General features: G+C 34.7%; 32 protein-coding genes and 7 pseudogenes. 9 read left to right on the forward strand and 30 right to left on the reverse strand.

What is annotated here, in order from left to right; genetic code table 11:
* Positions 1–7: 7 nt before the first annotated feature.
* The 30 genes and pseudogenes from rpsD to rpsL form a co-directional block, all read right to left on the reverse strand.
* Positions 8–613, reverse strand: coding sequence for a 30S ribosomal protein S4 (gene rpsD / locus ACZZ95_RS01920; RefSeq protein WP_095931494.1), 606 nt, complete (start codon positions 611–613; stop codon positions 8–10).
* A gap of 92 nt (positions 614–705) precedes the next feature.
* A pseudogene (rpsK, locus tag ACZZ95_RS01925) lies at positions 706–1,090 on the reverse strand (30S ribosomal protein S11).
* Between the two features lie 8 nt (positions 1,091–1,098).
* Positions 1,099–1,473 (reverse strand): 30S ribosomal protein S13, encoded by a 375-nt coding sequence (rpsM, locus tag ACZZ95_RS01930; RefSeq protein ID WP_095952360.1) that lies wholly within the window; start codon positions 1,471–1,473, stop codon positions 1,099–1,101.
* 2 nt (positions 1,474–1,475) lie between these two features.
* Positions 1,476–1,593: pseudogene (gene ykgO / locus ACZZ95_RS01935) on the reverse strand (type B 50S ribosomal protein L36).
* Positions 1,594–1,605: 12 nt separating this feature from the next.
* Complete coding sequence (gene infA, locus ACZZ95_RS01940; protein ID WP_007136545.1) at positions 1,606–1,821, reverse strand: translation initiation factor IF-1; 216 nt, start codon at positions 1,819–1,821, stop codon at positions 1,606–1,608.
* Positions 1,822–1,828: 7 nt separating this feature from the next.
* Positions 1,829–3,175 (reverse strand): annotated as a pseudogene (gene secY, locus ACZZ95_RS01945) (preprotein translocase subunit SecY).
* Between the two features lie 13 nt (positions 3,176–3,188).
* A complete protein-coding gene (gene rplO / locus ACZZ95_RS01950; protein WP_463467820.1) occupies positions 3,189–3,641 on the reverse strand; it encodes a 50S ribosomal protein L15 in 453 nt (150 codons plus the stop codon).
* 11 nt (positions 3,642–3,652) lie between these two features.
* Positions 3,653–3,835, reverse strand: coding sequence for a 50S ribosomal protein L30 (gene rpmD, locus ACZZ95_RS01955; RefSeq protein WP_056068811.1), 183 nt, complete (start codon positions 3,833–3,835; stop codon positions 3,653–3,655).
* A gap of 12 nt (positions 3,836–3,847) precedes the next feature.
* Positions 3,848–4,372 carry a 30S ribosomal protein S5 gene (rpsE, locus tag ACZZ95_RS01960; protein WP_085949269.1) on the reverse strand — a complete coding sequence of 175 codons (525 nt, stop codon included), beginning with the start codon at positions 4,370–4,372 and terminating at the stop codon, positions 3,848–3,850.
* Positions 4,373–4,375: 3 nt separating this feature from the next.
* A pseudogene (gene rplR, locus ACZZ95_RS01965) lies at positions 4,376–4,728 on the reverse strand (50S ribosomal protein L18).
* Positions 4,729–4,739: 11 nt separating this feature from the next.
* On the reverse strand, positions 4,740–5,282 hold the full coding sequence (rplF, locus tag ACZZ95_RS01970) for a 50S ribosomal protein L6 (RefSeq protein WP_463467821.1): 543 nt from the start codon (positions 5,280–5,282) through the stop codon (positions 4,740–4,742).
* Between the two features lie 18 nt (positions 5,283–5,300).
* Entirely contained in the window at positions 5,301–5,699 is a 399-nt protein-coding gene (rpsH, locus tag ACZZ95_RS01975; RefSeq protein ID WP_463471610.1) for a 30S ribosomal protein S8, read from the reverse strand.
* A gap of 78 nt (positions 5,700–5,777) precedes the next feature.
* On the reverse strand, positions 5,778–6,047 hold the full coding sequence (gene rpsN / locus ACZZ95_RS01980) for a 30S ribosomal protein S14 (protein WP_031456037.1): 270 nt from the start codon (positions 6,045–6,047) through the stop codon (positions 5,778–5,780).
* A 3-nt stretch (positions 6,048–6,050) separates the two neighbouring features.
* Positions 6,051–6,602, reverse strand: coding sequence for a 50S ribosomal protein L5 (rplE, locus tag ACZZ95_RS01985; RefSeq protein ID WP_463467822.1), 552 nt, complete (start codon positions 6,600–6,602; stop codon positions 6,051–6,053).
* A 2-nt stretch (positions 6,603–6,604) separates the two neighbouring features.
* Positions 6,605–6,919 carry a 50S ribosomal protein L24 gene (gene rplX, locus ACZZ95_RS01990; RefSeq protein WP_026727873.1) on the reverse strand — a complete coding sequence of 105 codons (315 nt, stop codon included), beginning with the start codon at positions 6,917–6,919 and terminating at the stop codon, positions 6,605–6,607.
* A gap of 11 nt (positions 6,920–6,930) precedes the next feature.
* Positions 6,931–7,299 (reverse strand): 50S ribosomal protein L14, encoded by a 369-nt coding sequence (gene rplN, locus ACZZ95_RS01995; protein WP_007803649.1) that lies wholly within the window; start codon positions 7,297–7,299, stop codon positions 6,931–6,933.
* Positions 7,300–7,301: 2 nt separating this feature from the next.
* On the reverse strand, positions 7,302–7,580 hold the full coding sequence (rpsQ, locus tag ACZZ95_RS02000) for a 30S ribosomal protein S17 (RefSeq protein WP_463467823.1): 279 nt from the start codon (positions 7,578–7,580) through the stop codon (positions 7,302–7,304).
* Entirely contained in the window at positions 7,581–7,772 is a 192-nt protein-coding gene (gene rpmC, locus ACZZ95_RS02005) for a 50S ribosomal protein L29 (RefSeq protein WP_008464297.1), read from the reverse strand.
* A gap of 12 nt (positions 7,773–7,784) precedes the next feature.
* The gene (gene rplP / locus ACZZ95_RS02010; RefSeq protein ID WP_463467824.1) at positions 7,785–8,210 is read right to left on the reverse strand and encodes a 50S ribosomal protein L16; all 426 of its coding nucleotides are present in this window, start codon (positions 8,208–8,210) and stop codon (positions 7,785–7,787) included.
* Positions 8,211–8,229: 19 nt separating this feature from the next.
* Positions 8,230–8,989, reverse strand: a pseudogene (gene rpsC / locus ACZZ95_RS02015) (30S ribosomal protein S3).
* 6 nt (positions 8,990–8,995) lie between these two features.
* A complete protein-coding gene (gene rplV / locus ACZZ95_RS02020) occupies positions 8,996–9,409 on the reverse strand; it encodes a 50S ribosomal protein L22 (RefSeq protein ID WP_007803631.1) in 414 nt (137 codons plus the stop codon).
* 6 nt (positions 9,410–9,415) lie between these two features.
* On the reverse strand, positions 9,416–9,694 hold the full coding sequence (gene rpsS, locus ACZZ95_RS02025; protein ID WP_008464288.1) for a 30S ribosomal protein S19: 279 nt from the start codon (positions 9,692–9,694) through the stop codon (positions 9,416–9,418).
* A gap of 6 nt (positions 9,695–9,700) precedes the next feature.
* Entirely contained in the window at positions 9,701–10,525 is an 825-nt protein-coding gene (rplB, locus tag ACZZ95_RS02030; RefSeq protein ID WP_035650459.1) for a 50S ribosomal protein L2, read from the reverse strand.
* Positions 10,526–10,534: 9 nt separating this feature from the next.
* Positions 10,535–10,826, reverse strand: a pseudogene (gene rplW, locus ACZZ95_RS02035) (50S ribosomal protein L23).
* 7 nt (positions 10,827–10,833) lie between these two features.
* On the reverse strand, positions 10,834–11,463 hold the full coding sequence (gene rplD / locus ACZZ95_RS02040) for a 50S ribosomal protein L4 (protein ID WP_463467825.1): 630 nt from the start codon (positions 11,461–11,463) through the stop codon (positions 10,834–10,836).
* Positions 11,463–12,080, reverse strand: coding sequence for a 50S ribosomal protein L3 (gene rplC, locus ACZZ95_RS02045; RefSeq protein WP_347052961.1), 618 nt, complete (start codon positions 12,078–12,080; stop codon positions 11,463–11,465). The genes rplD and rplC overlap by 1 nt, the downstream gene beginning before the upstream one ends.
* Positions 12,081–12,485: 405 nt before the next feature.
* Positions 12,486–12,791, reverse strand: a complete 306-nt coding sequence (gene rpsJ / locus ACZZ95_RS02050; RefSeq protein ID WP_007803605.1) for a 30S ribosomal protein S10 — start codon at positions 12,789–12,791, stop codon at positions 12,486–12,488.
* 11 nt (positions 12,792–12,802) lie between these two features.
* A pseudogene (gene fusA / locus ACZZ95_RS02055) lies at positions 12,803–14,924 on the reverse strand (elongation factor G).
* Between the two features lie 47 nt (positions 14,925–14,971).
* Positions 14,972–15,481, reverse strand: coding sequence for a 30S ribosomal protein S7 (gene rpsG, locus ACZZ95_RS02060; protein WP_463471611.1), 510 nt, complete (start codon positions 15,479–15,481; stop codon positions 14,972–14,974).
* Between the two features lie 87 nt (positions 15,482–15,568).
* A complete protein-coding gene (gene rpsL / locus ACZZ95_RS02065; RefSeq protein WP_007136570.1) occupies positions 15,569–15,952 on the reverse strand; it encodes a 30S ribosomal protein S12 in 384 nt (127 codons plus the stop codon).
* A gap of 182 nt (positions 15,953–16,134) precedes the next feature.
* Between rpsL and ACZZ95_RS02070 the strand changes: the two genes are divergently transcribed.
* The 9 genes from ACZZ95_RS02070 (at position 16,135) to ACZZ95_RS02110 (ending at position 24,240) form a co-directional block, all read left to right on the forward strand.
* Positions 16,135–17,835: a BamA/TamA family outer membrane protein gene (locus ACZZ95_RS02070; RefSeq protein ID WP_463467826.1), complete on the forward strand. Its 1,701-nt coding sequence runs from the start codon at positions 16,135–16,137 to the stop codon at positions 17,833–17,835.
* An 83-nt stretch (positions 17,836–17,918) separates the two neighbouring features.
* A complete protein-coding gene (locus ACZZ95_RS02075) occupies positions 17,919–18,314 on the forward strand; it encodes a carboxypeptidase-like regulatory domain-containing protein (RefSeq protein ID WP_463467827.1) in 396 nt (131 codons plus the stop codon).
* The gene (locus ACZZ95_RS02080; protein ID WP_463467828.1) at positions 18,247–21,045 is read left to right on the forward strand and encodes a SusC/RagA family TonB-linked outer membrane protein; all 2,799 of its coding nucleotides are present in this window, start codon (positions 18,247–18,249) and stop codon (positions 21,043–21,045) included. The genes ACZZ95_RS02075 and ACZZ95_RS02080 overlap by 68 nt, the downstream gene beginning before the upstream one ends.
* A 12-nt stretch (positions 21,046–21,057) precedes the next feature.
* A complete protein-coding gene (locus ACZZ95_RS02085) occupies positions 21,058–21,471 on the forward strand; it encodes a hypothetical protein (RefSeq protein ID WP_463467829.1) in 414 nt (137 codons plus the stop codon).
* On the forward strand, positions 21,471–22,067 hold the full coding sequence (locus ACZZ95_RS02090; RefSeq protein ID WP_463467830.1) for a SusD/RagB family nutrient-binding outer membrane lipoprotein: 597 nt from the start codon (positions 21,471–21,473) through the stop codon (positions 22,065–22,067). The genes ACZZ95_RS02085 and ACZZ95_RS02090 overlap by 1 nt, the downstream gene beginning before the upstream one ends.
* A gap of 14 nt (positions 22,068–22,081) precedes the next feature.
* Entirely contained in the window at positions 22,082–22,600 is a 519-nt protein-coding gene (locus ACZZ95_RS02095) for a SusD/RagB family nutrient-binding outer membrane lipoprotein (RefSeq protein WP_463467831.1), read from the forward strand.
* 122 nt (positions 22,601–22,722) lie between these two features.
* Entirely contained in the window at positions 22,723–23,457 is a 735-nt protein-coding gene (gene rlmB / locus ACZZ95_RS02100; RefSeq protein ID WP_463467832.1) for a 23S rRNA (guanosine(2251)-2'-O)-methyltransferase RlmB, read from the forward strand.
* 47 nt (positions 23,458–23,504) lie between these two features.
* Positions 23,505–23,810 (forward strand): hypothetical protein, encoded by a 306-nt coding sequence (locus tag ACZZ95_RS02105; protein ID WP_463467833.1) that lies wholly within the window; start codon positions 23,505–23,507, stop codon positions 23,808–23,810.
* The gene (locus ACZZ95_RS02110) at positions 23,725–24,240 is read left to right on the forward strand and encodes a DUF2490 domain-containing protein (protein WP_463471612.1); all 516 of its coding nucleotides are present in this window, start codon (positions 23,725–23,727) and stop codon (positions 24,238–24,240) included. The genes ACZZ95_RS02105 and ACZZ95_RS02110 overlap by 86 nt, the downstream gene beginning before the upstream one ends.
* The last annotated feature ends 17 nt before the right edge of the window (positions 24,241–24,257 follow it).

The following is a 24,257-nucleotide window of genomic DNA, read 5'->3' on the forward strand; positions in this document are numbered from 1 at the left end:
TCAATTATTATTTGTTGTACAACTCTACGATTAATTGTTCTTTAATGTTTTCTGGAATTTGAAGTCTCGCAGGTACAGAAACAAAAGTTCCTTCTTTAAGATCATTGTTCCAAGTAATCCATTCATAAACATGACTTGAATTTGATAAAGAACGTTCGATAGCTTCTAAAGATTTAGATTTTTCACGAACTGCAACTTTATCACCAGGCTTAAGGTGGTAAGAAGGAATATTAACAACTTCTCCATTTACAGTAACGTGTCTGTGAGAAACGATTTGACGCGCACCTCTTCTAGATGGAGCAATTCCCATTCTAAAAACAACATTATCTAATCTAGCTTCACATAGTTGTAATAAAACTTCACCAGTTACTCCTTTAGTTGCTGATGCTTTTTCGAATAAATTTCTGAATTGTTTTTCTAAAATTCCATAAGAATATTTAGCTTTTTGCTTTTCCATTAACTGAACAGCGTACTCAGATTTTTTTCCTCTTTTTTTAGCCATCCCGTGTTGTCCAGGTGGGTAATTTCTTTTTTCGAAAGATTTATCATCTCCGAAGATTGCCTCGCCAAATTTACGAGCGATTTTGGTTTTAGGACCAGTATATCTTGCCATTTTAAAAAAAAATTTAAGGTAGAAATTATGAATTCAGGTCTAATCCTTCGATAATCTATGTTCTACCTTGTTTATACTATAAAAATAAAAAATTAAACTCTACGTCTTTTCGGAGGACGACATCCGTTGTGAGGCATTGGAGTAACATCAATAATTTCTGTAACTTCAATTCCACCGTTATGAATAGAACGGATAGCAGACTCACGTCCGTTACCTGGTCCTTTTACATAAACTTTCACTTTTTTAAGTCCTGCCTCAAGTGCTACTTTAGAGCAATCTTCTCGTCGCCATTTGAGTCGCATAAGGAGTGTTCTTTTTAGAACCTCTAAAGCCCATTTTACCAGCTGAAGACCAAGAGATAACTTCACCTTTCTTATTAGTTAAAGAAATAATAATGTTATTAAAAGTGGCAGAAATATGAGCCTCACCCGTTGATTCAACGATAACTTTACGTTTTTTTGCAGTTGCTTTAGCCATATTACTTATTATTTAGTTGCTTTTTTCTTGTTAGCAACAGTTTTTCTTTTACCTTTTCTTGTTCTTGAGTTGTTTTTAGTTCTTTGCCCTCTTAATGGAAGACCAGATCTATGACGAATACCTCTGTAACATCCAATATCCATTAAACGTTTAATGTTTAAAGAAACTTCAGAACGTAATTCTCCTTCAATTTTGTAAAATGAAACAGCTTCACGAATTGCTCCGATCTCATCATCATTCCAATCTTGAACTTTTTTATCTTGGCTTACTTGAGCTTTCTCCAAAATCTCAATAGCTCTACTTTTTCCTAATCCGAAGATGTAGGTAAGTGCAATAACACCTCTTTTGTTTTTTGGGATATCTACCCCTGCTATTCTTGCCATAATTATCCTTGTCTTTGTTTAAATCTAGGATTCTTTTTGTTTATTACGTACAGTCTCCCTTTTCTACGCACGATAATGCACTCGGCACTTCTCTTTTTTTACTGATGCTCTAACTTTCATAGTGAATATCCTTTAATATCGATAAGTAATTCTTGCTTTTGACAAATCGTAAGGACTCATTTCTAGTTTCACTTTATCACCAGGTAATAATTTGATGTAATGCATACGCATTTTTCCAGAAATATGAGCAATTACAATATGTCCATTTTCTAACTCTACACGGAACATTGCATTTGATAATGCTTCTATAATTGATCCGTCTTGTTCTATTGCTGATTGTTTTGCCATAAATATATTAAGCTACCGCTTTTCTATTTTTACCAGTCTTCATTAAACCATCATAATGTTTGTTTAACAAGTATGAATTGATCTGTTGAATAGTATCTATCGCAACACCAACCATAATTATTAATGAGGTACCTCCAAAAAACATTGCCCAAGATTGTTGTACATCCATAATACTTACAACAATAGCTGGGAACACAGCAATCAAAGCAAGGAATAAAGATCCTGGGAAAGTTATTAAAGACATCACTTTATCAAGAAAATCAGAAGTCTCAGCTCCTGGACGAACGCCCGGAATAAAACCACCGCTTCTCTTTAAATCATCAGCCATTTTGTTAGTAGGTACAGTGATCGCTGTGTAAAAGAATGTAAATACAATTATTAAAGTTGCAAAAACAAAATTATACCAGAAACCAAACATATTACTAAATGCACCAACAATAGATTGTGATGTGTCTGATTTAGACAATCCAGCTACAGCCGCAGGAATAAACATAATTGCCTGAGCAAAAATAATTGGCATAACCCCAGAAGCATTAAGCTTTAGAGGAATCCATTGTCTATTACCTCCTGCCAAATCTTGCTCATAGTCTCCAGTTGTTGTACGACGAGCGTATTGAACTGGAATTCTACGTACTGCCATTGTAAGCAATACACAAGAAATGATAACTAACAGCCACACAATAATTTCAATAACTAATAACATTGGACCTCCATTGTTATTGGTAACACGAGTGGTAAACTCTTGGATAAAAGCTTGCGGTAAACGAGCTAAAATTCCAACCATAATTAACAATGAAATACCATTTCCAATACCTTTATCTGTAATTTTCTCTCCAAGCCACATAGCAAAAATTGTACCAGTAACTAAGATTATAACAGAAGAGAACAAAAATTCAGGAGAATTAAAGCCTAGCAAAAATGCATTACTAGGCAATGTTCTGTATAAATTATAGATATAAGTTGGACCTTGAACCAATGTGATAGCGATTGTCAACCAACGAGTGATTTGATTAATCTTTTTTTCTACCACTTTCTCCATCATTTTGAAGTTTTTGTAAATATGGAATCGCAATCCCCATCAACTGAACAACAATAGACGCAGAAATATAAGGCATGATACCTAAAGCAAAAACTGAAGCTTTAGAGAAAGCACCCCGGTGAACATGTCTAGAATAGATCCTAGACCATTTTTAGTTTGTCCCGCTAAACCAGTCAATTGCGTTGCGTCAATTCCAGGAAGCGTAACGTGTGCTCCAAAACGATATACTAAAAGTAATCCTAATGTAATTAAGATTCTATTCTTTAGTTCTTCGATTTTCCAAACATTACTTATTGATTCAATAAATTTCTTCATCTTAATAGATAAGTTATATAGTTACAGCTTCTCCACCGGCGACTTCAATAGCCGCTTTTGCAGTTGCAGTAAATTTGTGGGCAGTTACTTTTAATTTTGCTTTCAATTCTCCTCTACCTAAAATCTTAACGATTTCATTTTTAGTAGCTAAACGATTTGCTACGAAATCTGTCATAGAAACAGAATCAGTGATTGCACCGTTATCAACTAATAATTGAAGAGTATCTAAATTAACACCTTCGTATTCTTTACGATTGATGTTTTTGAAACCAAACTTAGGCACACGTCTTTGAAGTGGCATTTGCCCTCCCTCAAAACCAATCTTTTTAGAATAACCAGAACGAGATTTAGCTCCTTTGTGTCCTCTTGCGGCGGTACCACCTTTTCCAGAACCTTCTCCTCTACCTAATCTTTTATTTTGATTGTGTGTAGAACCCTCAGCAGGTTGTAAGTTACTTAAATTCATAACAGTATTTGTTATTTAGCTTCTTCAACAGAAACTAAGTGTTTAACTTTGTTTATCATCCCAAGGATAGCAGGATTTGACTCATGCTCCACAACTTGTCCCATTTTACGTAGACCTAAAGCTTCCAACCCTCTCTTTTGAGAAAGAGGACAGTTGATTTTGCTTCTTACTTGTTTTACTAATAATTTAGCCATAATTTCCTTGAATTAACCTTTAAAAACTTTTTCTAAAGAAACACCTCTTTGTTTTGCAACAGTATGAGCGCTTCTCATTTGCAATAAAGCATCAAAAGTTGCTTTTACTACGTTATGTGGATTTGATGATCCTTGAGATTTAGACAATACGTCGTGAATTCCTACTGATTCAAGAACTGAACGAACAGCTCCACCAGCAATAACTCCAGTACCATGAGAAGCTGGAATTAAAAATACACGTGCACCACCAAATTTTCCTTTTTGTTCGTGAGGAACAGACTGACCATTTAAAGGAATTCTAACTAAATTTTTCTTAGCATCTTCTACTGCTTTCGCAATTGCTTCAGAAACGTCTTTAGATTTTCCTAATCCATGACCAACTACTCCATTTTCATCACCTACAACTACAATAGCAGAAAAACCGAAAGCTCTACCTCCTTTTGTAACCTTAGTAACACGATTAACACTTACTAGACGATCTTTAAGTTCAAGACCACTAGGTTTTACCAATTCTACATTTTTGTATTTAGACATAATATATTAGAATTTAAGTCCAGTCGCTTCTTGCGCCTTCCGCTAATGATTTAATACGACCGTGATATAAATATCCACCTCTATCAAAAGTGATGGTATCAATCCCAGCTTTTAACGCTTTCTCTGCAACTAATTTTCCAACAGCAGTAGACGATTTCAACGTTAGTACCTTTTCCTATTTCTTTTTCTCTCGAAGATGCGACTAATATAGTAACTCCATTTACATCATCAATAATTTGAGCGTAAATTTCTTTGTTACTTCTAAATACAGATAATCTTGGTTTAGCGACAGAACCGCTAATCGTTTTTCTAATTCTGAATTTAATTCTCTGTCTTCTTTCAGATTTTGTTAATGACATAATCTTATTTTTTAAGCTGATTTACCTGCTTTTCTTCTTAATACTTCACCCACAAATTTAACACCTTTTCCTTTGTACGGCTCAGGCTTACGGAAACCTCTGATTTTCGCGACTACTTGACCTAAAAGTTGTTTATCAAATGATGTTAATTTTACGATAGGGTTCTTACCTTTTTCAGATATTGTTTCTAAAGATACTTCTGGAGCAATTTCTAAAACAATATTGTGAGAATATCCAAGAGCTAAATCTAATTTTTGACCTTGGTTTGAAGCTCTATAACCAACTCCAACTAATTCTAGTTCTTTTGTAAAACCTTCATTCACACCAACAATCATGTTATTGATTAATGATCTGTATAATCCGTGTTTTGCTCTATGGTCTTTATGATCAGACGATCTTTCTACTTGTACTTGATCGCCTTCAACTTTTACATTTACGTCCGAAAACTCCTGAGTTAGTTGACCTTTTTTTCCTTTTACTGTAATTATACCGTCTTTAACTTCTACAGTTACTCCAGCAGGAACTACAATTGGGCTTTTACCTATTCTTGACATCTTATCTAGTCTTTAAAATTAGTATACGTAACAAATTACTTCACCACCTACATTTAATTGTTTCGCTTGTTTTCCAGTCATAAGACCTTTTGAAGTTGAAACAATTGCAATTCCTAATCCGTTAAGGATTCTTGGTAATTTGGCGACACCTGCATATTTACGTAAACCAGGTTTACTAATTCTTTGGATATCTTTAATTACAGGCTCTTTAGTATCTTTATCATACTTTAAAGCAATTTTGATAGAACCTTGAACAGTGTTCGTTTCAAATTTGTAACTCAAGATATAACCTTGATCAAATAAGATCTTAGTTATTTCTTTTTTAAGATTAGAAGCTGGAATTTCAACAACTTTGTGGTTTGCGACCACAGCGTTACGAACTCTAGTCAAATAATCTGCAATAGGATCTGTATACATATGTATTTGATTGCGATTATGGTTTTCAGGAAGCACTCTGCCTCCTGAACCTTTAATCAATTTATAAACTTTTTTAAATTACCAGCTGGCTTTTTTCACACCTGGAATTAATCCATTGTTAGCCATTTCACGGAAAGTTACACGTGAAATACCGAATTGACGGATATAACCTCTTGGTCTACCTGTTAATTTACAACGATTGTGTAAACGAACTGGTGAAGCATTTTTAGGTAATTTTTGCAGGCCTTCATAATCTCCAGCTTCTAATAAAGCTTTTCTTTTTTCAGCGTACTTAGCTACCGTTTTCTCTCTTTTAACCTCGCGGGCTTTCATTGATTCTTTAGCCATGTCTTAATTCTTTTTAAAAGGTAATCCTAATTCAGCCAATAATGACTTTGCTTCCTTATCTGTTTGTGCAGTAGTAACAAATGTAATATCCATTCCTGAGATTTTGTTTACTTTGTCAATATCAATTTCTGGGAAAATGATTTGCTCCAAAACTCCAAGATTGTAGTTACCTCTTCCGTCGAAACCAGTAGCTTTAATACCACTAAAATCTCTAACACGCGGTAAAGCAGAAGTAATAAGTCTATCTAAAAACTCATACATTCTTTCACCACGTAAAGTAACTTTTGCTCCAATAGGCATCCCTTTTCTCAATTTGAAAGACGCAACGTCTTTCTTTGAAATTGTAGATACTGCTTTTTGTCCAGTGATCTTTGTTAACTCATCAACTGCATAGTCAATAAGTTTCTTATCAGATACAGTCGCACCAACTCCACGGCTCAAAACGATTTTTTCAAGTTTTGGAACTTGCATAACGTTTGTATATCCGAACTCCTCTTTAAGAGCAGAGATTACTCTACTCTTATATTCTTCTTTTAGTCTAGGTGTATATGCCATTACTATAGTACTTGATTAGATTTTTTTGAAAATCTTACTTTCTTATCTCCTTCTACTCTAATACCTACTCTAGTTGTTTCCTTTGTTTTAGGATCAATTAGTGCAATGTTAGAAATTTGAATAGAAGCTTCTTTTTTAACGATACCACCTTGAGGGTTTTTAGCACTTGGTTTTGTATGTTTCGAAACCATGTTTACACCTTCAACTATCGCTTTATTTTTCTCACGGTAAACACGTAAAACTTTACCTTCAGCACCTTTATGGTCTCCGGCAATAACTCTTACGATATCTCCTGATTTAATTTTTAGCTTTATCATCTTAAAACGAATTAAAGCACTTCTGGTGCTAATGATACAATTTTCATGAATTGTTTTTCACGAAGTTCTCTTGCTACCGGACCAAAAACACGTGTTCCTCTCATTTCCCCTGCGGCGTTCAAAAGAACACATGCATTGTCATCGAAACGAATATAAGAACCATCAGCTCTTCTCACTTCTTTTTTGGTACGTACAACAACTGCAGTTGAAACAGCTCCTTTTTTAACGTTACCGTTAGGAGTTGCATCTTTAATAGATACTACAATCTTGTCACCAACAGAGGCATACCTTCTTTTGGTACCTCCTAAAACACGGATAGTTAAAACTTCTTTTGCTCCCGTGTTATCTGCTACTTTTAGTCTTGATTCCTGTTGTACCATAATTATTTAGCTCTTTCTAAGATTTCAACTAATCTCCAACATTTTGTTTTACTTAAAGGACGCGTTTCGCTAATTCTTACAGTATCTCCAATGTTACAGTCGTTTGTTTCGTCGTGTGCAACGTATTTCTTTGTTTTCAACACGAACTTACCGTATAATGGGTGCTTTACTTTTCTTACTTCAGCAATAACAATAGATTTATCCATTTTATTTGAAGTAACAACACCTATTCTTTCTTTTCTTAAATTTCTTTTTTTCTTCCATCTTTCAGCAGAATACAATTATTGTAACTCTCTTTTAGTTAACTCTGTAGCCAATCTTGCAACTGTTCTTCTTACACTTCTAATTTGAAGTGGGTTAGCAATTGGAGATATAGCGTGAGCCATTTTTAGGTCAGCATATACTTTCTTAGTTTGACTAAGTTTTTCTTGCAACTCCGCTGCAGAAAGATCTTTTATTTCTGATTGTTTCATAATAAATATAAATTATGCTTCGAAATCTCTAGCAACGACGAACTTAGTTTTTACTGGAAGTTTCTGAGTCGCAAGACGTAAAGCCTCTTTTGCAACTGACAATGGAACTCCTCCAACTTCAAACATAATTCTTCCTGGTTTAACAACGGCGACCCAATACTCAACTGCTCCTTTACCTTTACCCATACGTACTTCAAGAGGTTTCTTAGTAATAGGTTTGTCTGGAAATATTTTGATCCATAATTGTCCTTCTCTCTTCATGAAACGAGTTGCAGCAATACGTGCGGCTTCGATTTGACGAGAAGTTAAGAACATTCCATCTTCATGTACAGATTTAATACCAAACATTCCATTTGAAAGTTCGTGCCCTCTTTGAGAGTTACCTTTCATTTTACCTTTTTGTACCTTACGGTATTTTGTTCTTTTAGGCTGTAACATTTTTCTTTAGTTTAAAAATTTACTTTCTTTTACGAGCGTCTGGTTTTCCGCCTTTGTTAAAGTTAGATTTGCCTCTAGGAGCATCTCCACCTTTACCACCACCTGTACCAGATTGTTTTTTGTCCATTCCAGCAAGTGGAGAAAGCTCTCTCTTACCGTAAACTTCACCTTTCATGATCCATACTTTGATACCCATTCTACCGTAAGTAGTGTGAGCTTCAGCCAAAGCATAATCAATATCAGCTCTGAAAGTTGATAGAGGAATTCTACCTTCTTTGAAACCTTCTGAACGCGCCATCTCTGCACCATTCAAACGACCAGAAATCAAAACTTTGATACCTTCAGCGTTCATACGCATAGAAGCGAGCAATAGCCATTTTGATTGCACGTCTGTAAGAAATACGGCTTTCGATTTGACGAGCGATGCTTGTCGCCACAAGATAAGCATCTAACTCAGGTCTTTTAATTTCAAAGATGTTAATTTGAACCTCTTTGTCAGTAACTTTCTTAAGTTCTTCTTTTAACTTGTCTACCTCTTGTCCACCTTTTCCGATAATGATACCAGGTCTAGCAGTAGTGATAGTAACGGTTACAAGTTTTAAAGTTCTCTCGATGATTACTTTTGATACACTAGCTTTTGATAAACGAGCATGGATATACTTTCTGATTTTGTGATCTTCGGCAAGTTTGTCACCGTAATCATTTCCACCATACCAGTTTGAGTCCCATCCTCTGATGATACCAAGTCTATTTCCAATTGGATTTGTCTTTTGTCCCATGCTCGCTTAAGAATTGCTTTGTGTGTTATTGATAGCTCCAAGCACGATTGTAACGTGGTTAGAACGTTTTCTTATTCTGTGTGCGCGACCTTGTGGAGCTGGACGAAGTCTTTTCAACATCATTCCACCATCTACTCTGATCTCTTTAACAAATAATCCAGCTTCTTCTAAATTACCTTCACTATTTTTTTGCTCCCAGTTGTTGATTGCAGATAATAATAGTTTTTCTAGTTTTCTTGAAGCTTCTTTAGAACTGAATCTTAAAATGTTAAGTGCTCTTTCTACCTTCTGACCTCTTACCAAGTCCGCTACTAAGCGCATTTTTCTAGGTGAAGTAGGGCAGTTATTCAATTTTGCGAAAGCAATAGACTTATTAGCCTCTTTTCTCGCATCTGCTGTTTCTCTTTTACGAACTCCCATTGCTTCTTATTTTTTACCTTTATTTTTTGCTCCAGCATGACCTCTAAAAGATCTAGTTGGTGAAAACTCTCCTAATTTGTGACCTACCATGTTTTCTGTTACGTAAACTGGTACAAATTGACGACCGTTATGAACTGCGATAGTTTGTCCAACGAAATCTGGAGTAATCATTGAAGCTCTAGACCAAGTCTTTACAACTGCATTTTTACCACTTTCTACGTTTTCTTGAACTTTCTTGTCTAATTTATAATGAACGAAAGGTCCTTTTTTTAATGAACGTGCCATATCTTATTATTTCTTTCTACGTTCTACGATATACTTGTTACTCGGGTTTTTCTTAGAACGAGTTCTGTAACCTTTAGCTGGCAATCCGTTTCTTGAACGTGGGTGCCCTCCAGAAGAACGTCCTTCACCACCTCCCATAGGGTGATCAACTGGGTTCATCGCTACTGGTCTAGTTCTAGGTCTTCTTCCTAACCATCTTGTTCTACCTGCTTTACCAGAAACAACTAATTGGTGGTCAGAATTAGAAACAGCTCCAATTGTAGCCGAACAAGTTAACAAGATTAATCTTGTCTCACCAGATGGCATTTTAATTGTTGCATATTTCCCGTCTCTTGCCATTAACTGAGCAAAAGTTCCAGCTGAACGAGCGATAACAGCTCCTTGTCCTGGACGTAACTCAATACAAGATATAACAGTTCCAAGAGGAATTCTGCTTAAAGGTAATGTATTACCAATTTCAGGTTGAGATTCTGGACCAGAAACTAATTTCTGACCAACTTTCAATCCGTTTTGAGCAATTACATAAGTTTTCTCTCCATCAGCATAAGCTAATAAAGCGATAAATGCAGTACGATTTGGATCGTATTCGATTGATTTCACTGTAGCTGGAATTCCATCTTTAGTTCTTTTGAAATCAATAATACGATATCTCTGCTTGTGACCACCACCCGTATAACGCATGGTCATCTTTCCTTGACTATTTCTACCTCCAGAGTTTTTTATCGGCGCTATCAAAGAGCGTTCCGGCTTATCAGTTGTAATGGCGTCATAACCATTCACAACTCTAAATCGCTGACCTGGGGTAATAGGTTTTAATTTTCTTACTGACATTTTTCTATCTTAGATATTGTTGTAAAAATCAATTGTTTCTCCTTCTTGTACTTGAACAATTGCTTTCTTAATTGCATTTGTCTTTCCACTGATTAAACCACTTTTAGTGTATTTAGTAGATCTGTCTGGTCTCACATTCATTGTGTTAACAGAAACGATAGTTACTCCATAAGCAGACCTCAACAGCTTTCTTAATTTGAACTTTGTTTGCTTTTTTGTCAACAACAAATCCGAAACGGTTTAGAACTTCACTTTCTTTGGTTACTTTTTCAGTTACTATAGGTCTAATTATGATACTCATACTCCTATTATTTACTTAAATTTTCTTCAATTAACTCTAAAGAACCTTCCAAAAGCACTAAATTATTAGTGTTTAATATTGCGTAAGTGCTTAATTCTGAGCTAGTTACGACATTAGAAGCCTTTAAATTGCGTGACGACAAATATACATTTTTATTTGACTCTCCCAACACAAATAGAGATTTTTTATTTTCTAACCCTAAAGCTTTCAAAACGTTAATGAAATTTTTAGTGTTTGGAACATCAAAATTAAAGTCTTCAAGAACGATAATATTTGACTCTTTTGCTTTGATTGAGAAAGCTGATTTTCTTGCCAATCTTTTTAAGCCTTTATTCAATTTGAATGAATAACTTCTTGGTCTTGGTCCGAAAATTGTTCCTCCACCTTTAAACAATGGATTTTTGATACTTCCCGCACGAGCTGTACCTGTTCCTTTTTGTTTTTTAATCTTACGAGTACTTCCAGTTACTTCAGCTCTTTCTTTAGCTTTGTGAGTACCTTGTCTTTGATTAGCAAGATATTGCTTAACATCAAGATATACTGCGTGATTGTTTGGCTCAATTGCGAATACTGAATCAGAAAGTTGAACTTTTCTACCAGTATCTTTTCCGTTGAAATCTAATACTTTTACTTCCATTACTTCTGAATGATTACATAAGAGTTTTTATGTCCAGGAACACATCCTTTAATAACAAGTAAGTTCTTTTCAGCAACCACTTTTAAAACTCTAAGGTTTTGAACTTTTACATTTTCTCCTCCCATTCTTCCAGCCATACGCATTCCTTTGAATACTCTAGATGGATAAGAAGAAGCTCCTACAGAACCTGGCGCTCTTAAACGGTTGTGCTGACCATGAGTAGCCTGTCCAACACCACCAAAACCGTGACGTTTAACAACACCTTGGAAACCTTTACCTTTAGACACACCTTGTACATCTACAAATTCTCCTTCAGCAAAAATAGAAACATCAATAAGATCTCCTAATTTTTGTTCAGTTGCGAAATCTTGGAATTCAACGACTTTTTTCTTAGCAACAGTTCCAGCTTTTTTAAAGTGACCTAAAGCCGCTTTAGTAGAATGTTTCTCGTTTTTGTCATCGAAACCAAGTTGCAACGCTTCGTACCCGTCAACACCTTTGGTTCTGACTTGGGTAACAACACATGGACCAGCTTCGATTACTGTACAAGGAATATTTTTCCCGTTTTCGTCAAAAATACTAGTCATGCCGATTTTCTTACCAATTAACCCAGACATAAATATTAATTATTAATTACTAAAATTCCCTTCAATTTGAAAATAACAGAAATTTCCAAACAGGGAGTGCAAAAGTAGACATTAAAATTGAATATACCAAACGGTTACAAAAATTAAATCGCTCATAATCAAAATCCAAGCTTCAAATCACCAACATAACAAACATTATTGCACCCAAAATTGAACACTTATATTTCAACACTAACCAAACTCAGAGTTAACAATTAATTAATCCAAACAAAATAAAAAACATTGCCAGCACCTTAAAACAAAGACAATTAGACCACATAACAACTAAAATTGACCACATAAAAAACTAACAAACACAACTCAAACAAAAAATTATTAAAACAAAAAAAAGCGAGACAAAACTGTCTCGCTTTTATATATAAAATATAATAAAAATTATACTTTTATTTCTACTTCAACTCCACTTGGCAATTCAAGTTTCATTAAAGCATCAATAGTTTTTGATGAAGATGAATAAATATCAATCAATCTCTTGTATGACATTACTTCAAATTGCTCTCTCGCTTTTTTGTTAACGTGCGGAGAACGTAATACAGTGAAAAGTTTTTTGTGAGTTGGTAACGGAATTGGACCTGTTACAACTGCTCCAGTAGTTTTTACTGTTTTTACGATCTTTTCAGCAGATTTATCTACCAACATGTGATCGTAAGATTTTAGTTTTATTCTGATTTTTTGACTCATTTTCTTAAGAATTAAGCGTTACCTTTTGCTTTTTTAATTACAGCTTCTGAAATATTAGAAGGTGTTTCTGCATAGTGAGAAAACTCCATTGTTGAAGTAGCTCTACCAGAAGACAATGTTCTTAATGTTGTTACATATCCAAACATTTCTGATAAAGGCACATCAGCTTTAATAGTCTTAGCACCGTTTCTGTCACCCATGTCATTAACCTGACCTCTACGACGGTTAATATCACCTACGATATCTCCCATGTTTTCTTCTGGTGTAATAACTTCCATTTTCATGATTGGCTCAAGAATAATTGCCCCAGCGGCTTTAGCCACTTCTCTATAACCCATTCTTGCGGCTAATTCAAAAGAAAGAGCATCAGAATCGACAGGGTGAAAAGATCCGTCTGTTAAAGTTACTTTCAAACTATCCACTTGATAACCAGCCAAAGGACCAGTTTTCATAGCTTCACGGAAACCTTTTTCTACAGATGGAATATATTCCTTAGGAACGTTACCACCTTTTACTGCATTAATAAACTGTAATCCTACAGGAACTTTACCATCAACTTCTTCAGCTGGCTCAAGTGTAAATACGATATCACCGAATTTACCACGACCCCCTGATTGTTTCTTATAAGTTTCTCTGTGTGTTGCAGTTCTTGTAAACGCTTCTTTATATTCAACTTGAGGCTCACCTTGGTTTACTTCAACTTTAAATTCACGTTTCATACGATCAACTAAGATATCTAAGTGAAGCTCACCCATACCTGAGATAATAGTCTGCCCTGAAGCCTCATCTGTTCTAACAGTAAATGTTGGATCTTCTTCAGCTAATTTAGCTAAAGCCATACCCATTTTATCAACGTCAGCTTTAGTTTTAGGCTCAATTGCAATACCAATTACCGGTGCAGGGAATTTCATAGACTCAAGAATAATTGGGTGCTTTTCATCACACAATGTATCTCCAGTTTTAATATCTTTAAATCCAACAGCGGCTCCAATATCTCCAGCCTCAATAAATTCGATTGGATTTTGTTTGTTAGCGTGCATTTGGTAAATACGAGAAATTCTTTCTTTGTTTCCTGAACGTGTGTTCAAAACATAAGAACCAGCATCTAAACGTCCAGAGTAAGCACGGAAGAAAGCTAAACGACCTACGAATGGGTCAGTAGCAATTTTAAATGCTAGAGCAACAAACGGCTCTTTTACATCTGGCTTACGCAAGATTTTAGTTTGATCTTCTTCCAATAATTCAGCATCATCAGGATGAATCCCTTCGATACCTTCTTTATCCATTGGAGAAGGTAAATATTTACAAACTGCATCTAACATGAACTGAACTCCTTTGTTTTTGAAAGAAGAACCAGCAATCATTGGAATGATAGCCATATCCATTGTAGCCGCTCTTAAAGCGTTGTTGATTTCTTCCTCTGTAATAGAGTTTTCATCTTCCATGAATTTCTCTAAAAGATTTTCATCGTAGTCAGCAACTGCTTCAATAAGAATAGATCTATATTCTTTAACCTCCGCAACCATATCAGCAGGAATTTCAACAATATCAAAAGTTGCCCCTTGAGTTGCATCATGCCAAATAATAGCTTGGTTTTTTACCAAATCTACAACACCTTTGAAATCATTTTCTTCACCAATTGGCAAAGTGATTGCAACAGCATTTGATTTTAACATATCACGAACTTGTTGACAAACTGCCAAAAAGTTAGATCCTTGACGGTCCATTTTATTTACGAATCCCATACGTGGAACTCTATATTGATCAGCAAGTCTCCAGTTAGTTTCTGATTGTGGCTCAACACCATCAACAGCACTAAACAAGAAAACCAAACCATCAAGTACACGTAAAGAACGGTTTACCTCTACAGTAAAGTCAACGTGTCCAGGAGTATCAATGATATTAAAGTGGTACGGCAAAGACTCAGGCAAAAGTTTACCTTGCTCAGTTGGAAAATTCCACTCACAAGTTGTTGCGACTGAAGTAATTGTAATACCTCTTTCTTGCTCTTGAGCCATCCAGTCCATTGTTGCGAGCACCATCGTGTACTTCACCAATTTTGTGCGACTTTCCAGTATAAAAAAGGATACGCTCAGTTGTTGTTGTTTTACCAGCATCAATGTGAGCGAGCAATTCCGATATTTCTTGTATATTTTAAATCTCTAGCCATTTCTTACGAATTAAAATCTAAAGTGAGAGAAAGCTTTATTAGCTTCTGCCATCTTGTGAGTATCCATTCTTTTTCTTAACCGCAACACCTTCTTCTTTAGCATCGCTAAACATTCTGACGCTAAACGTTGTGCCATAGATTTTTCATTTCTTCTTCTAGAATAAAGTATTAACCACTTCATTGCCATAGAAATTTTTCTGTCTGGTCTAATTTGCATTGGAATTTGGAATGTAGCTCCACCTACTCTACGACTACGTACTTCTACGTGAGGCATAACGTTTGTTAAAGCATCTTTCCAGATTTCTAATGAAGATTTTTCTGAATCTTGCTTTTTAGACTCAATGATGTCAATTGCATCATAAAATACTTTGAAAGCTGTAGATTTCTTACCATCCCACATTAAGTTGTTTACAAAACGTGTTACCAATTGGTCGTTAAACCTTGGATCTGGTAAAAGTGGTCTTTTCTTTGTCAGCTTCTTTTTCTCATGTCTTTTTTTTAATAAAAAGTTATAGGTTATCCGTTAAATGTTATGTGTTACAGATTTTAACTTTCGCCATCAACCCCTAACCCTTAACTCCTAACCTCCAACTCTTAACGTTTTAAATTACTTTTTTGCTTCTTTTGGGCGTTTAGCACCGTACTTAGATCTTCTTTGCGTTCTTCCTGCAACTCCTGACGTGTCAAGCGCTCCACGAACGATATGATATCTAACACCTGGTAAATCTTTTACCCTTCCACCTCTAACTAATACTATCGAGTGCTCTTGTAAATTGTGTCCTTCTCCAGGGATGTAAGCATTCACCTCATTACCATTTGTCAAACGCACACGCGCAACTTTACGCATTGCAGAGTTTGGTTTTTTTGGTGTAGTAGTGTAAACACGCGTACAAACCCCTCTTCTTTGAGGACAAGAATCTAAAGCAACCGATTTACTCTTCTTAGTTATCTGAGTTCTTCCTGTTCTTACTAATTGTTGAATTGTTGGCATAATTAATACTAAAAATTTATTATGTATATTAAATTCCCGCTTTTTACGGGGTTGCAAATGTATAAAATATTTTTCACTATACAAACGTTAAATCATTAATTTTCAATAACATTATTTATATCTATGATTTCACAAAGAAACATTGGATATTTGCTTTTCATTAATCAACAAAACAATTGCACTTGAAACAATTAGCACACATACTTCTTCTCCTTTGCACATCTAGTTGTTTTGCACAATCTTTTTATTTAAATATAAACGGTATTAACAAAAAACAAAACCAAACAATTGATTCGATTTCTTTCAACAAAAAACATCCTAATTTAAAATCCTTAAACAACGAGATTGAAACAGTTTCAAACGAACTCACTAAACAAGGATACACAGACCTTAAAATAGTAGAAAACAACAAAATAAACGACAGCACTTTTACCACAATAATAGACCTAAAAGACAAGACAAAAGAAGTACATATATATATAGGTATAAATCATTTTTTTTACAACGAAAAAAAAACAGCAAAAGACAGCATAATAATACCATATTCAGAGCTTGAAAATTTTCTCAATCAAGAAATTTCAAATAGCGAAAAAGCAGGTTTTGCTTTTACAAAGATTAAATTAGAAAATATCAAGAAAAAGAATTTGATAATTTATGCGGATTTAAATCTCGATTCCGAAAAAAAAAGAACTCTAAATTCAATTATCATAAATTACACAAATCCTAATTTGAAAAATTATTTTCCTAAAGGAGCATTAAAACAACTAAACAAAAAATACACCAACAAAACTTTCAATCAAGAAATAATAAAAAACATTAACAGCGATATTAATAGTTTTGAATTTGTTTCTCAGACAAAATATCCAGAAGTACTTTTTACGACAGATTCAACTAAAGTATTCGCTTACATTCAAAAAAGAAAAGCAAACACTTTTGACGGCTATATTGGATTTTCGAATGACGAAAACAAAAAACTTATATTAAATGGGTATTTAGACATATCATTGATCAACACACTTCATGCCGGAGAAAAATTTTCCTTATACTGGAAAAGCGATGGCAATCAACAAAAAACCTTTAACACCAAAATCGAAATCCCATATCTCTTTCAATCACCAATTGGAATAAAAGCACAATTAAACATTTTTAAACAAGACAGCACTTTCCAGAATACTAAAACCGATATAAATCTTGGTTATTATTTAAACTATAATTCCAAACTGTACATCGGATATCAATCAACAGAATCGAGTGATATTCAAAACACAAATAACTCCACAATCAGCGATTACAACAATTCATATCTTACCACAACTTTCGATTTTCAAAAAGCAGACTACATTAATCCCATATTTATAAACAAAGCTTTTATTTATAATTCTTTTGGATTTGGAAAAAGAATTACAAACGACAATCCACAAACTGCAGAAACAAGCAATCAGTTTTTCGCAAATATCAATGCCAAATATAATTTCGAACTAAATCCTAAAAATTTCATTAACATAAATTCACAGAATTTTATCTTAAAGAGCAAAAACTACATTTCTAACGAATTATTTCGCTTCGGCGGAATGAACTCAATTCGTGGATTTTTAGAAAATAGCCTGCAAGCTAACTACACTTCGATGATTCTTACAGAATACCGTTATTTATTATCACAAAGTCTTTACATCAATTCGATTCTAGATTATGCTTTATACCAAGATATGACAAGCACTTCCAATAAAAATCAAATAAAAAAATTAATAGGAATAGGCATTGGTACAACAATTCAAACAACTAGTGGAATATTAAAAATTAACCTTACAAACGGAGGCGAAAAAACATCGGATTTGCAATTATATAACACTATCATAAACATATGTTATAATGTTAAATTTTGATGTTTAACGAAAAAATATTTTTTTTACTAGGAAAGTTAACAAATTATTAAGAGTTTTGCGATACTAATTCAAAATATTTAAAAATGAAACTAAAGTTCAATGGATTCTTAGTGCTTTTACTAGTACTAGTTGCGCAATTATCATTTGCGCAAGAAAGAGCTGTTTCTGGGACAGTTTCTGATAATGCAGGGATGCCTTTACCGGGTGTTAGTGTATTAGTTAAGGGAACTAAAGCGGGAACACAAACTGATTTTGATGGTAAATTCTCTATCAAAGCCTCACCAAGCCAAATTTTGGTATTTAGCTACATTGGGATGAAAACTCAAGAGATAGCCGCAACTTCAACTACAGTAAACGTTAAATTAGCTGACGCATCTGTAGAATTAGAGAGTGTAGTAATTACAGCCGCACTTGGTATTAAAAGAGAGAAAAAATCTATTAGTTACAGTCGCTCAAGATTTAAAAGGCGACATTATTAATGAGGGAGGTACAAACAATGCAGTATCAGCTTTATCTGGTAACGTTGCAGGTTTACAAGTTACTTCTCCTTCTACAATGGGAGGTTCTACAAGAGTTGTACTTAGAGGTGTTGGATCTGTAACAGGTGAAAACAGACCTTTGATCGTTATTGACGGTATTCCATTAGACAATGGTAACTACAACACTACAGCTACTCAAAGAGGTGCTGGAGGTAGAGATTACGGAGATGCTTCTGCGGATATTAACCCAGACGATATCGAATCTGTAACTGTACTTAAAGGAGGTCCTGCTGCTGCTCTTTACGGAAGTAGAGCTGGTAACGGTGCGATTTTGTATACTACTAAATCTGCTAAAAAATCAGGTGGTAAAGCAGAAATTGCTTTCAATACAGGTATTACGTTCGAAAACGTATACATCATGCCAAACCTACAACACGAATACGGAGGAGGTAGTTCTTCTACTTTCCAACAACAAGTTATCAATGGTCAAACTTACAACATTGCTGACTACGCTACAGACGAAAGCTGGGGACCAAAATATGATCCAAACTTAAAATATTTACCTTGGAACGCATTTGATCCAGAATTTTCTAACGATTACTTAAAAGAAAAATCTTGGATTAATCCTAAAAATGATGTTAGATCTTTCTTTAATACAGGTATTACAAGAACTAACTCTATCTCTTTCGCTAAAAACACTCAGGATTCTGGAGTAAGATTTGCGTTTACAAACCAAAAAACTGAAGGTATTGTTCCTAATTCAAGTTTGACAAAAAACACATTCACTTTGAATGCTAACACTAAAATGAGTGACAAGCTTAAAGTTGAAAGTATGGTAACTTATGTTCAAACAAGAGGTTTCAACAGACCTGAAGTTGGATATGGTGATAATGGTTTAGGTCAAAAATTCTTCCAATGGGGTCAAAGACAATTGGATTACGATGAATTGAAAGACTACAAATTAGCTAACGGAGCACAAAGATCTTGGAACAGAATTGCTTGGAACGATCCAACTCCTAACTACTCTGATAACCCATACTGGATTATCAACGAGAATACATCTAATGACACAAGAAACAGAATCTATGGTAATGGTAAAATCACTTACAACTTTACTCCAGAATTATATGCTGTAGGTAACGTTTATGCTGATATCTATAACTTAGCTATTCAAGAAAGAGTTGCAATTGGTTCACAAGCACTTTCAAGCTTCACAAGCGACTCAAGAACTTTAACTGATTTCAACTACGAAGGTCGTTTACATTTTGACAAAAAATTCGGTAAATTCAGTGTTAATTCATTCGGTGGGGTTAATAGAAGAAATTCATTCTTAACAAGAGTTTCTGGAAATACTGTAGGAGGTTTAGTTCTTCCAGGTCAATACAACTTAGCAAACAGTGCGAGTCCTGCTCAATCTACTAATAACGACAACAGAGAAAGAATAAACAGTGTTTATGGTTTCGTTTCATTAGGATATGATGACTTTTTATTCTTAGAAGCTACAGACAGACAAGACTGGTTTAGTACAGTTTATAAATCTGTAAACTATGCTTCCGTTACTGGAAGTTTTATTTTCTCAGAATTAACTGACTTACCATGGTTAAATTATGGTAAAGTTAGAGGAGGATGGGCACAAGCTGGTAACGCAACTTTCGCTTACAGATTAGGAAACTTAGCTGATGTATCAACTCCTTTCCAAGGAACTCCAAGATACAGCCAACCAGGTACTGCTGGAAATCCATTATTGAAACCTGAGTTAAAAACAACTAAAGAGGTAGGTTTAGAATTAAGCTTATTCGACAGAAGAGTTGGTGTTGATGTAACTTACTACGATGTTGTAACAACAGACTTAATTACACCTATTCAGGTAGATCCATCAAACGGATATGATTTCCTATTATCTAACGCAGGAAAATTACAAAACAAAGGTATTGAAGCTACTGTAACAGTTAATCCTGTAAGAACACAAGACTTCAGATGGGACATTACTTGGAACTTTGCTAAAAATAACAACAAGTTAATTGAGCTTATTGACGGTGTTAATGAATTAACTATTGCTACTGCTCCATTCCAAGCTAGATTATTAGCTGTAGTTGGGCAACAATACGGTCAAATTTACGGAACTGACTTTACTTATGATGCTAATGGAAACAAAGTAGTTGATGCTGACGGAGCTTATATTCCTTCTGCACAAAAATCTTTAGGAACTATTACTCCTGATTACAACATGGGTCTTAGAAACAACTTTAAATACAAAAATTTAAACTTTGGTTTCTTAATTGACATGCAACAAGGTGGAAGCTATTTCTCTACTTCTCACATGTGGGGATCTTACTCTGGTATGTTAGAACACACTGCTACTCCAGGATTGAGAGAAAATGGTGTTGTAGTTGATGCAGTATACGAAAATGGAGCACAAAATACTTCTGTATTACCTGGACAAGCTTGGGCTCAACAACATTATGGACTTGATGCTATGAACGTATTTGATGCTAGTTATGTGAAATTAAGAGAGGTTACTCTTGGGTATACTTTACCAAAAAGAATTATCGGGCCTTTCGCAGACATCAGATTCTCTCTTTTCGCAAGAAACTTATTTACATGGGGATTAGATTGGAAAGGAATGGATCCAGAGATGGCTTCATATGGTAGTGGTAACACGCAAGGTTTAGAAGGTGGTTCTTTACCATCAACTAGAACATACGGAATGAACCTAGAATTAAAATTCTAAAACAAAATTAAGATGAAAAAAATATTCATATCAATATTATCAATTGTCGCATTACTTACTACTACTGTAAGTTGCGATGATAACTTAGAGGACATAAACATAAGCCCGAACCAGCCAGACATTTTACAAACTACTCCTGCTGGAGTTTTTAATGGAGCTGTATACAATTTAATGACAAACTCTAGAGGAAGTTTTTCTTCTGGTAGAATGGCGTTACCATGGGTTCAATATTCTGCACAAAGAAACTATACAGAAGAGGATCGTTTCCAATTTAGAGAGGCTACAAACCAGAGTTTATATGGTGATTACTATAAAACTGCCATTGACTTTAAAACTGTAATTCAAATGAATACAGATCCAGATCTTAAAGTTCAAGTCGCTGTTTATGGCAACAACAACAACCAAATCAGCTGCTTGCGAGAGTAATGCTAGCTTACACTTTCTTACAGTTAGTAGATGCTTACGGTGATGTTCCTTACTGGTCATACGGTAATAATGATCCAGATTTTCAGGCTTTACAATCAGATAAATACAATAGGCCTAAATTTGCTTCTCAAGCTAAAATTTACGCAGATCTTCTTAAAGAATTAAAAGAAGCTGTTGCAATGGTGGTAACAAGTGAACCTGTACTTACTTCAGGTGATCAACTTTTCAAAAGCCCTGCAAAACTTATTAAATTTGCAAACTCTTTAAGATTAAGAATTGGAACTAGAGTTAAAGGTGTTGTACCAGGAGCAGAAACTCATATCGCTGAAGCTATTGCTGGTGGAGTTATGACTTCTAATACAGATACTGTTGGTCTTACTTACCAAAAAGATGAAGTACTTCCTAGTCCATTCTATAGTGATTTCTTTATTTCTAACAGAACTGACTTCGCTATGTCAAATACATTTGTTGACTTGTTAAAAGGAAACTTAGGAAATTTTGGAGTTGATCCAAGGTTACAGAAATATGCTTTGCTCCAAAGACTGCTACTAAAGCTGTTGTTAGAGCTAATACATATACTGAAACTGATGATTTAACGCAATATGTTGGTATGCCATACGGTATTACAAGTGCACAAGCCGCAGGACAAAGACCAAGCACTTCTTTCTGGAGTTCTAGTGTATTGAAACAAGATTATACTGAAGTATTAATGGAGTACGCTGAAGTAGAATTTTTACTATCAGAAAATCAAGGATGGGACAACACACATTACCAAAATGGTGTTAGAGCTTCTATGACTCGTTGGGGAGTAACTCCTGCTAAAATTACTGCTTTCTTAGCAACTTTACCAGTCGCAAACCAAGCGAATGTACTTAATCAAAAATACATTGCTCTTTTCATGCGACCATACGAAGCTTATGCTGAATACAGAAGAACAGGATATCCTAACACTATTCTTTTACCAGGTCAAACTTATAATTTCAATGTACCACAAGATGGAGTAACAACTTACACATTTGTTGCTTTAAACAACTTAAGTGCAATGCCAGACAGATTTACTTACCCAGTTAACTTACAACAGTTAAATGGTGCAAATCGTGAAGCTGCAATTGCTCGCAATTGGTGGTGATGAATTAGACACTAAATTAATTTGGGCTAAAAAATAATTTTCTAGCTTAAATAAAATATTAAGACCGCTCTGTTAATTCAGAGCGGTTTTTTTTATATAAACATATTACCTATATTTGCCTAATGGAAAAAGAACATCAAATATTTGGCATAAGAGCCATCATAGAAGCAATTCAAGCAGGAAAAGAAGTCGATAAAGTCTTTATTCAAAAAGAGATTTCAAGTGAACTAATGAAAGACTTAATGAAGGTAATGAAACGTGCCAACATTAATTTCTCTTATGTTCCTGTTGAAAAACTAAACCGTCTTACTCCTAATAACCATCAAGGTGCCGTTGCCACAATTTCTCCAATTGGTTTTATAGATTTGGAACATCTTGTTGAATCGACTATTGAATCTGGAAAAAAACCATTATTTTTAATACTTGATCAAATCTCTGATGCTAGAAATTTTGGCGCTATCATAAGAACAGCAGAATGTACAGGTGTGAACGGAATTATTGTTCAAAAAGCTGGATCTGCTCCTGTAAACGGAGACACAGTTAAAACTTCTGCCGGTGCAGTTTTTAATGTGCCTATTTGCAAAGTGGAACACATCAAAGACGCAATCTTTTATTTGCAAGGTTCTGGAATTAAAACAGTAGCGACAACTGAGAAAACAGATCAAAACATTTACGATATCACATTAACGGATCCTTTGGCAATAATCATGGGATCTGAAGATAGAGGAATAAATCCTTCTGTTTTAAAAATTGTAGATGAGAAAGCAAAACTGCCAATGTTTGGTTCAATAGGATCTTTAAACGTTTCTGTTGCCTGTGGCGCATTTTTATACGAAGCTGTTCGTCAAAGAAGTTAGATTACATTGAGAATGAAGATTAGAATGAATAATTAAAACTTTAATTAATGCTTTCAAAATCTAATCCAAAACAAATAATTACTATAATCCGATGCTTGTTTGTAGTCTTGATGATTACAAACAGCTACGGACAAAATACTACATACAATCAATTTTGGAATGAGATTCAATTTAATCAAACTCTAAGCAAAAAATGGTCTACCGAAATTGATTTAGGAGCGAGCATACAGCAGTACGGAATCTTCGTCAAATTTATTCGAAAACACAATTCAAAGATCCGTAAGAGGCTGGGGACATTATTTTTATTCCTCAAGATGGAAATTTTCAGCTTTCATTGCTCACTACAACAATAGAGACGTTCCAGAAATTGGACAATTTGAATCTCCTGAATGGCGTTATGCCCTTCAAGGAATTTACTACTTTCACAAAACAGGATATACTTTAAGTACTAGAATGAGAATGGAATTTCGTCATATGCGAAATCAAGATGACAATTATGAAAACGTAATTCGCTATCGGCGACAAATAAAATACTTACAGCCACTAAATAGTAAAATTTTAAGAAAAGGAGTAATTTACGCCGTTGCTTCTGATGAAATTTATTTAAAATCAGGAACTAAAGTTACCGGCGAGAGTTTCTTTGATAGAAATAGATTAAATGTTGGTGCCGGATATTTATTTTCAGATGACATTCAAGTGGAGCTAACTTATGCGAACGAATATCTTCCACGGAATAGCGGTACTCAATTTACCAATGTTTGCTTCGCTAACGGTGAGCTTTAACAATCTTCTGAGAAATA

This window comes from Flavobacterium sp. AC267, from assembly GCF_979258715.1.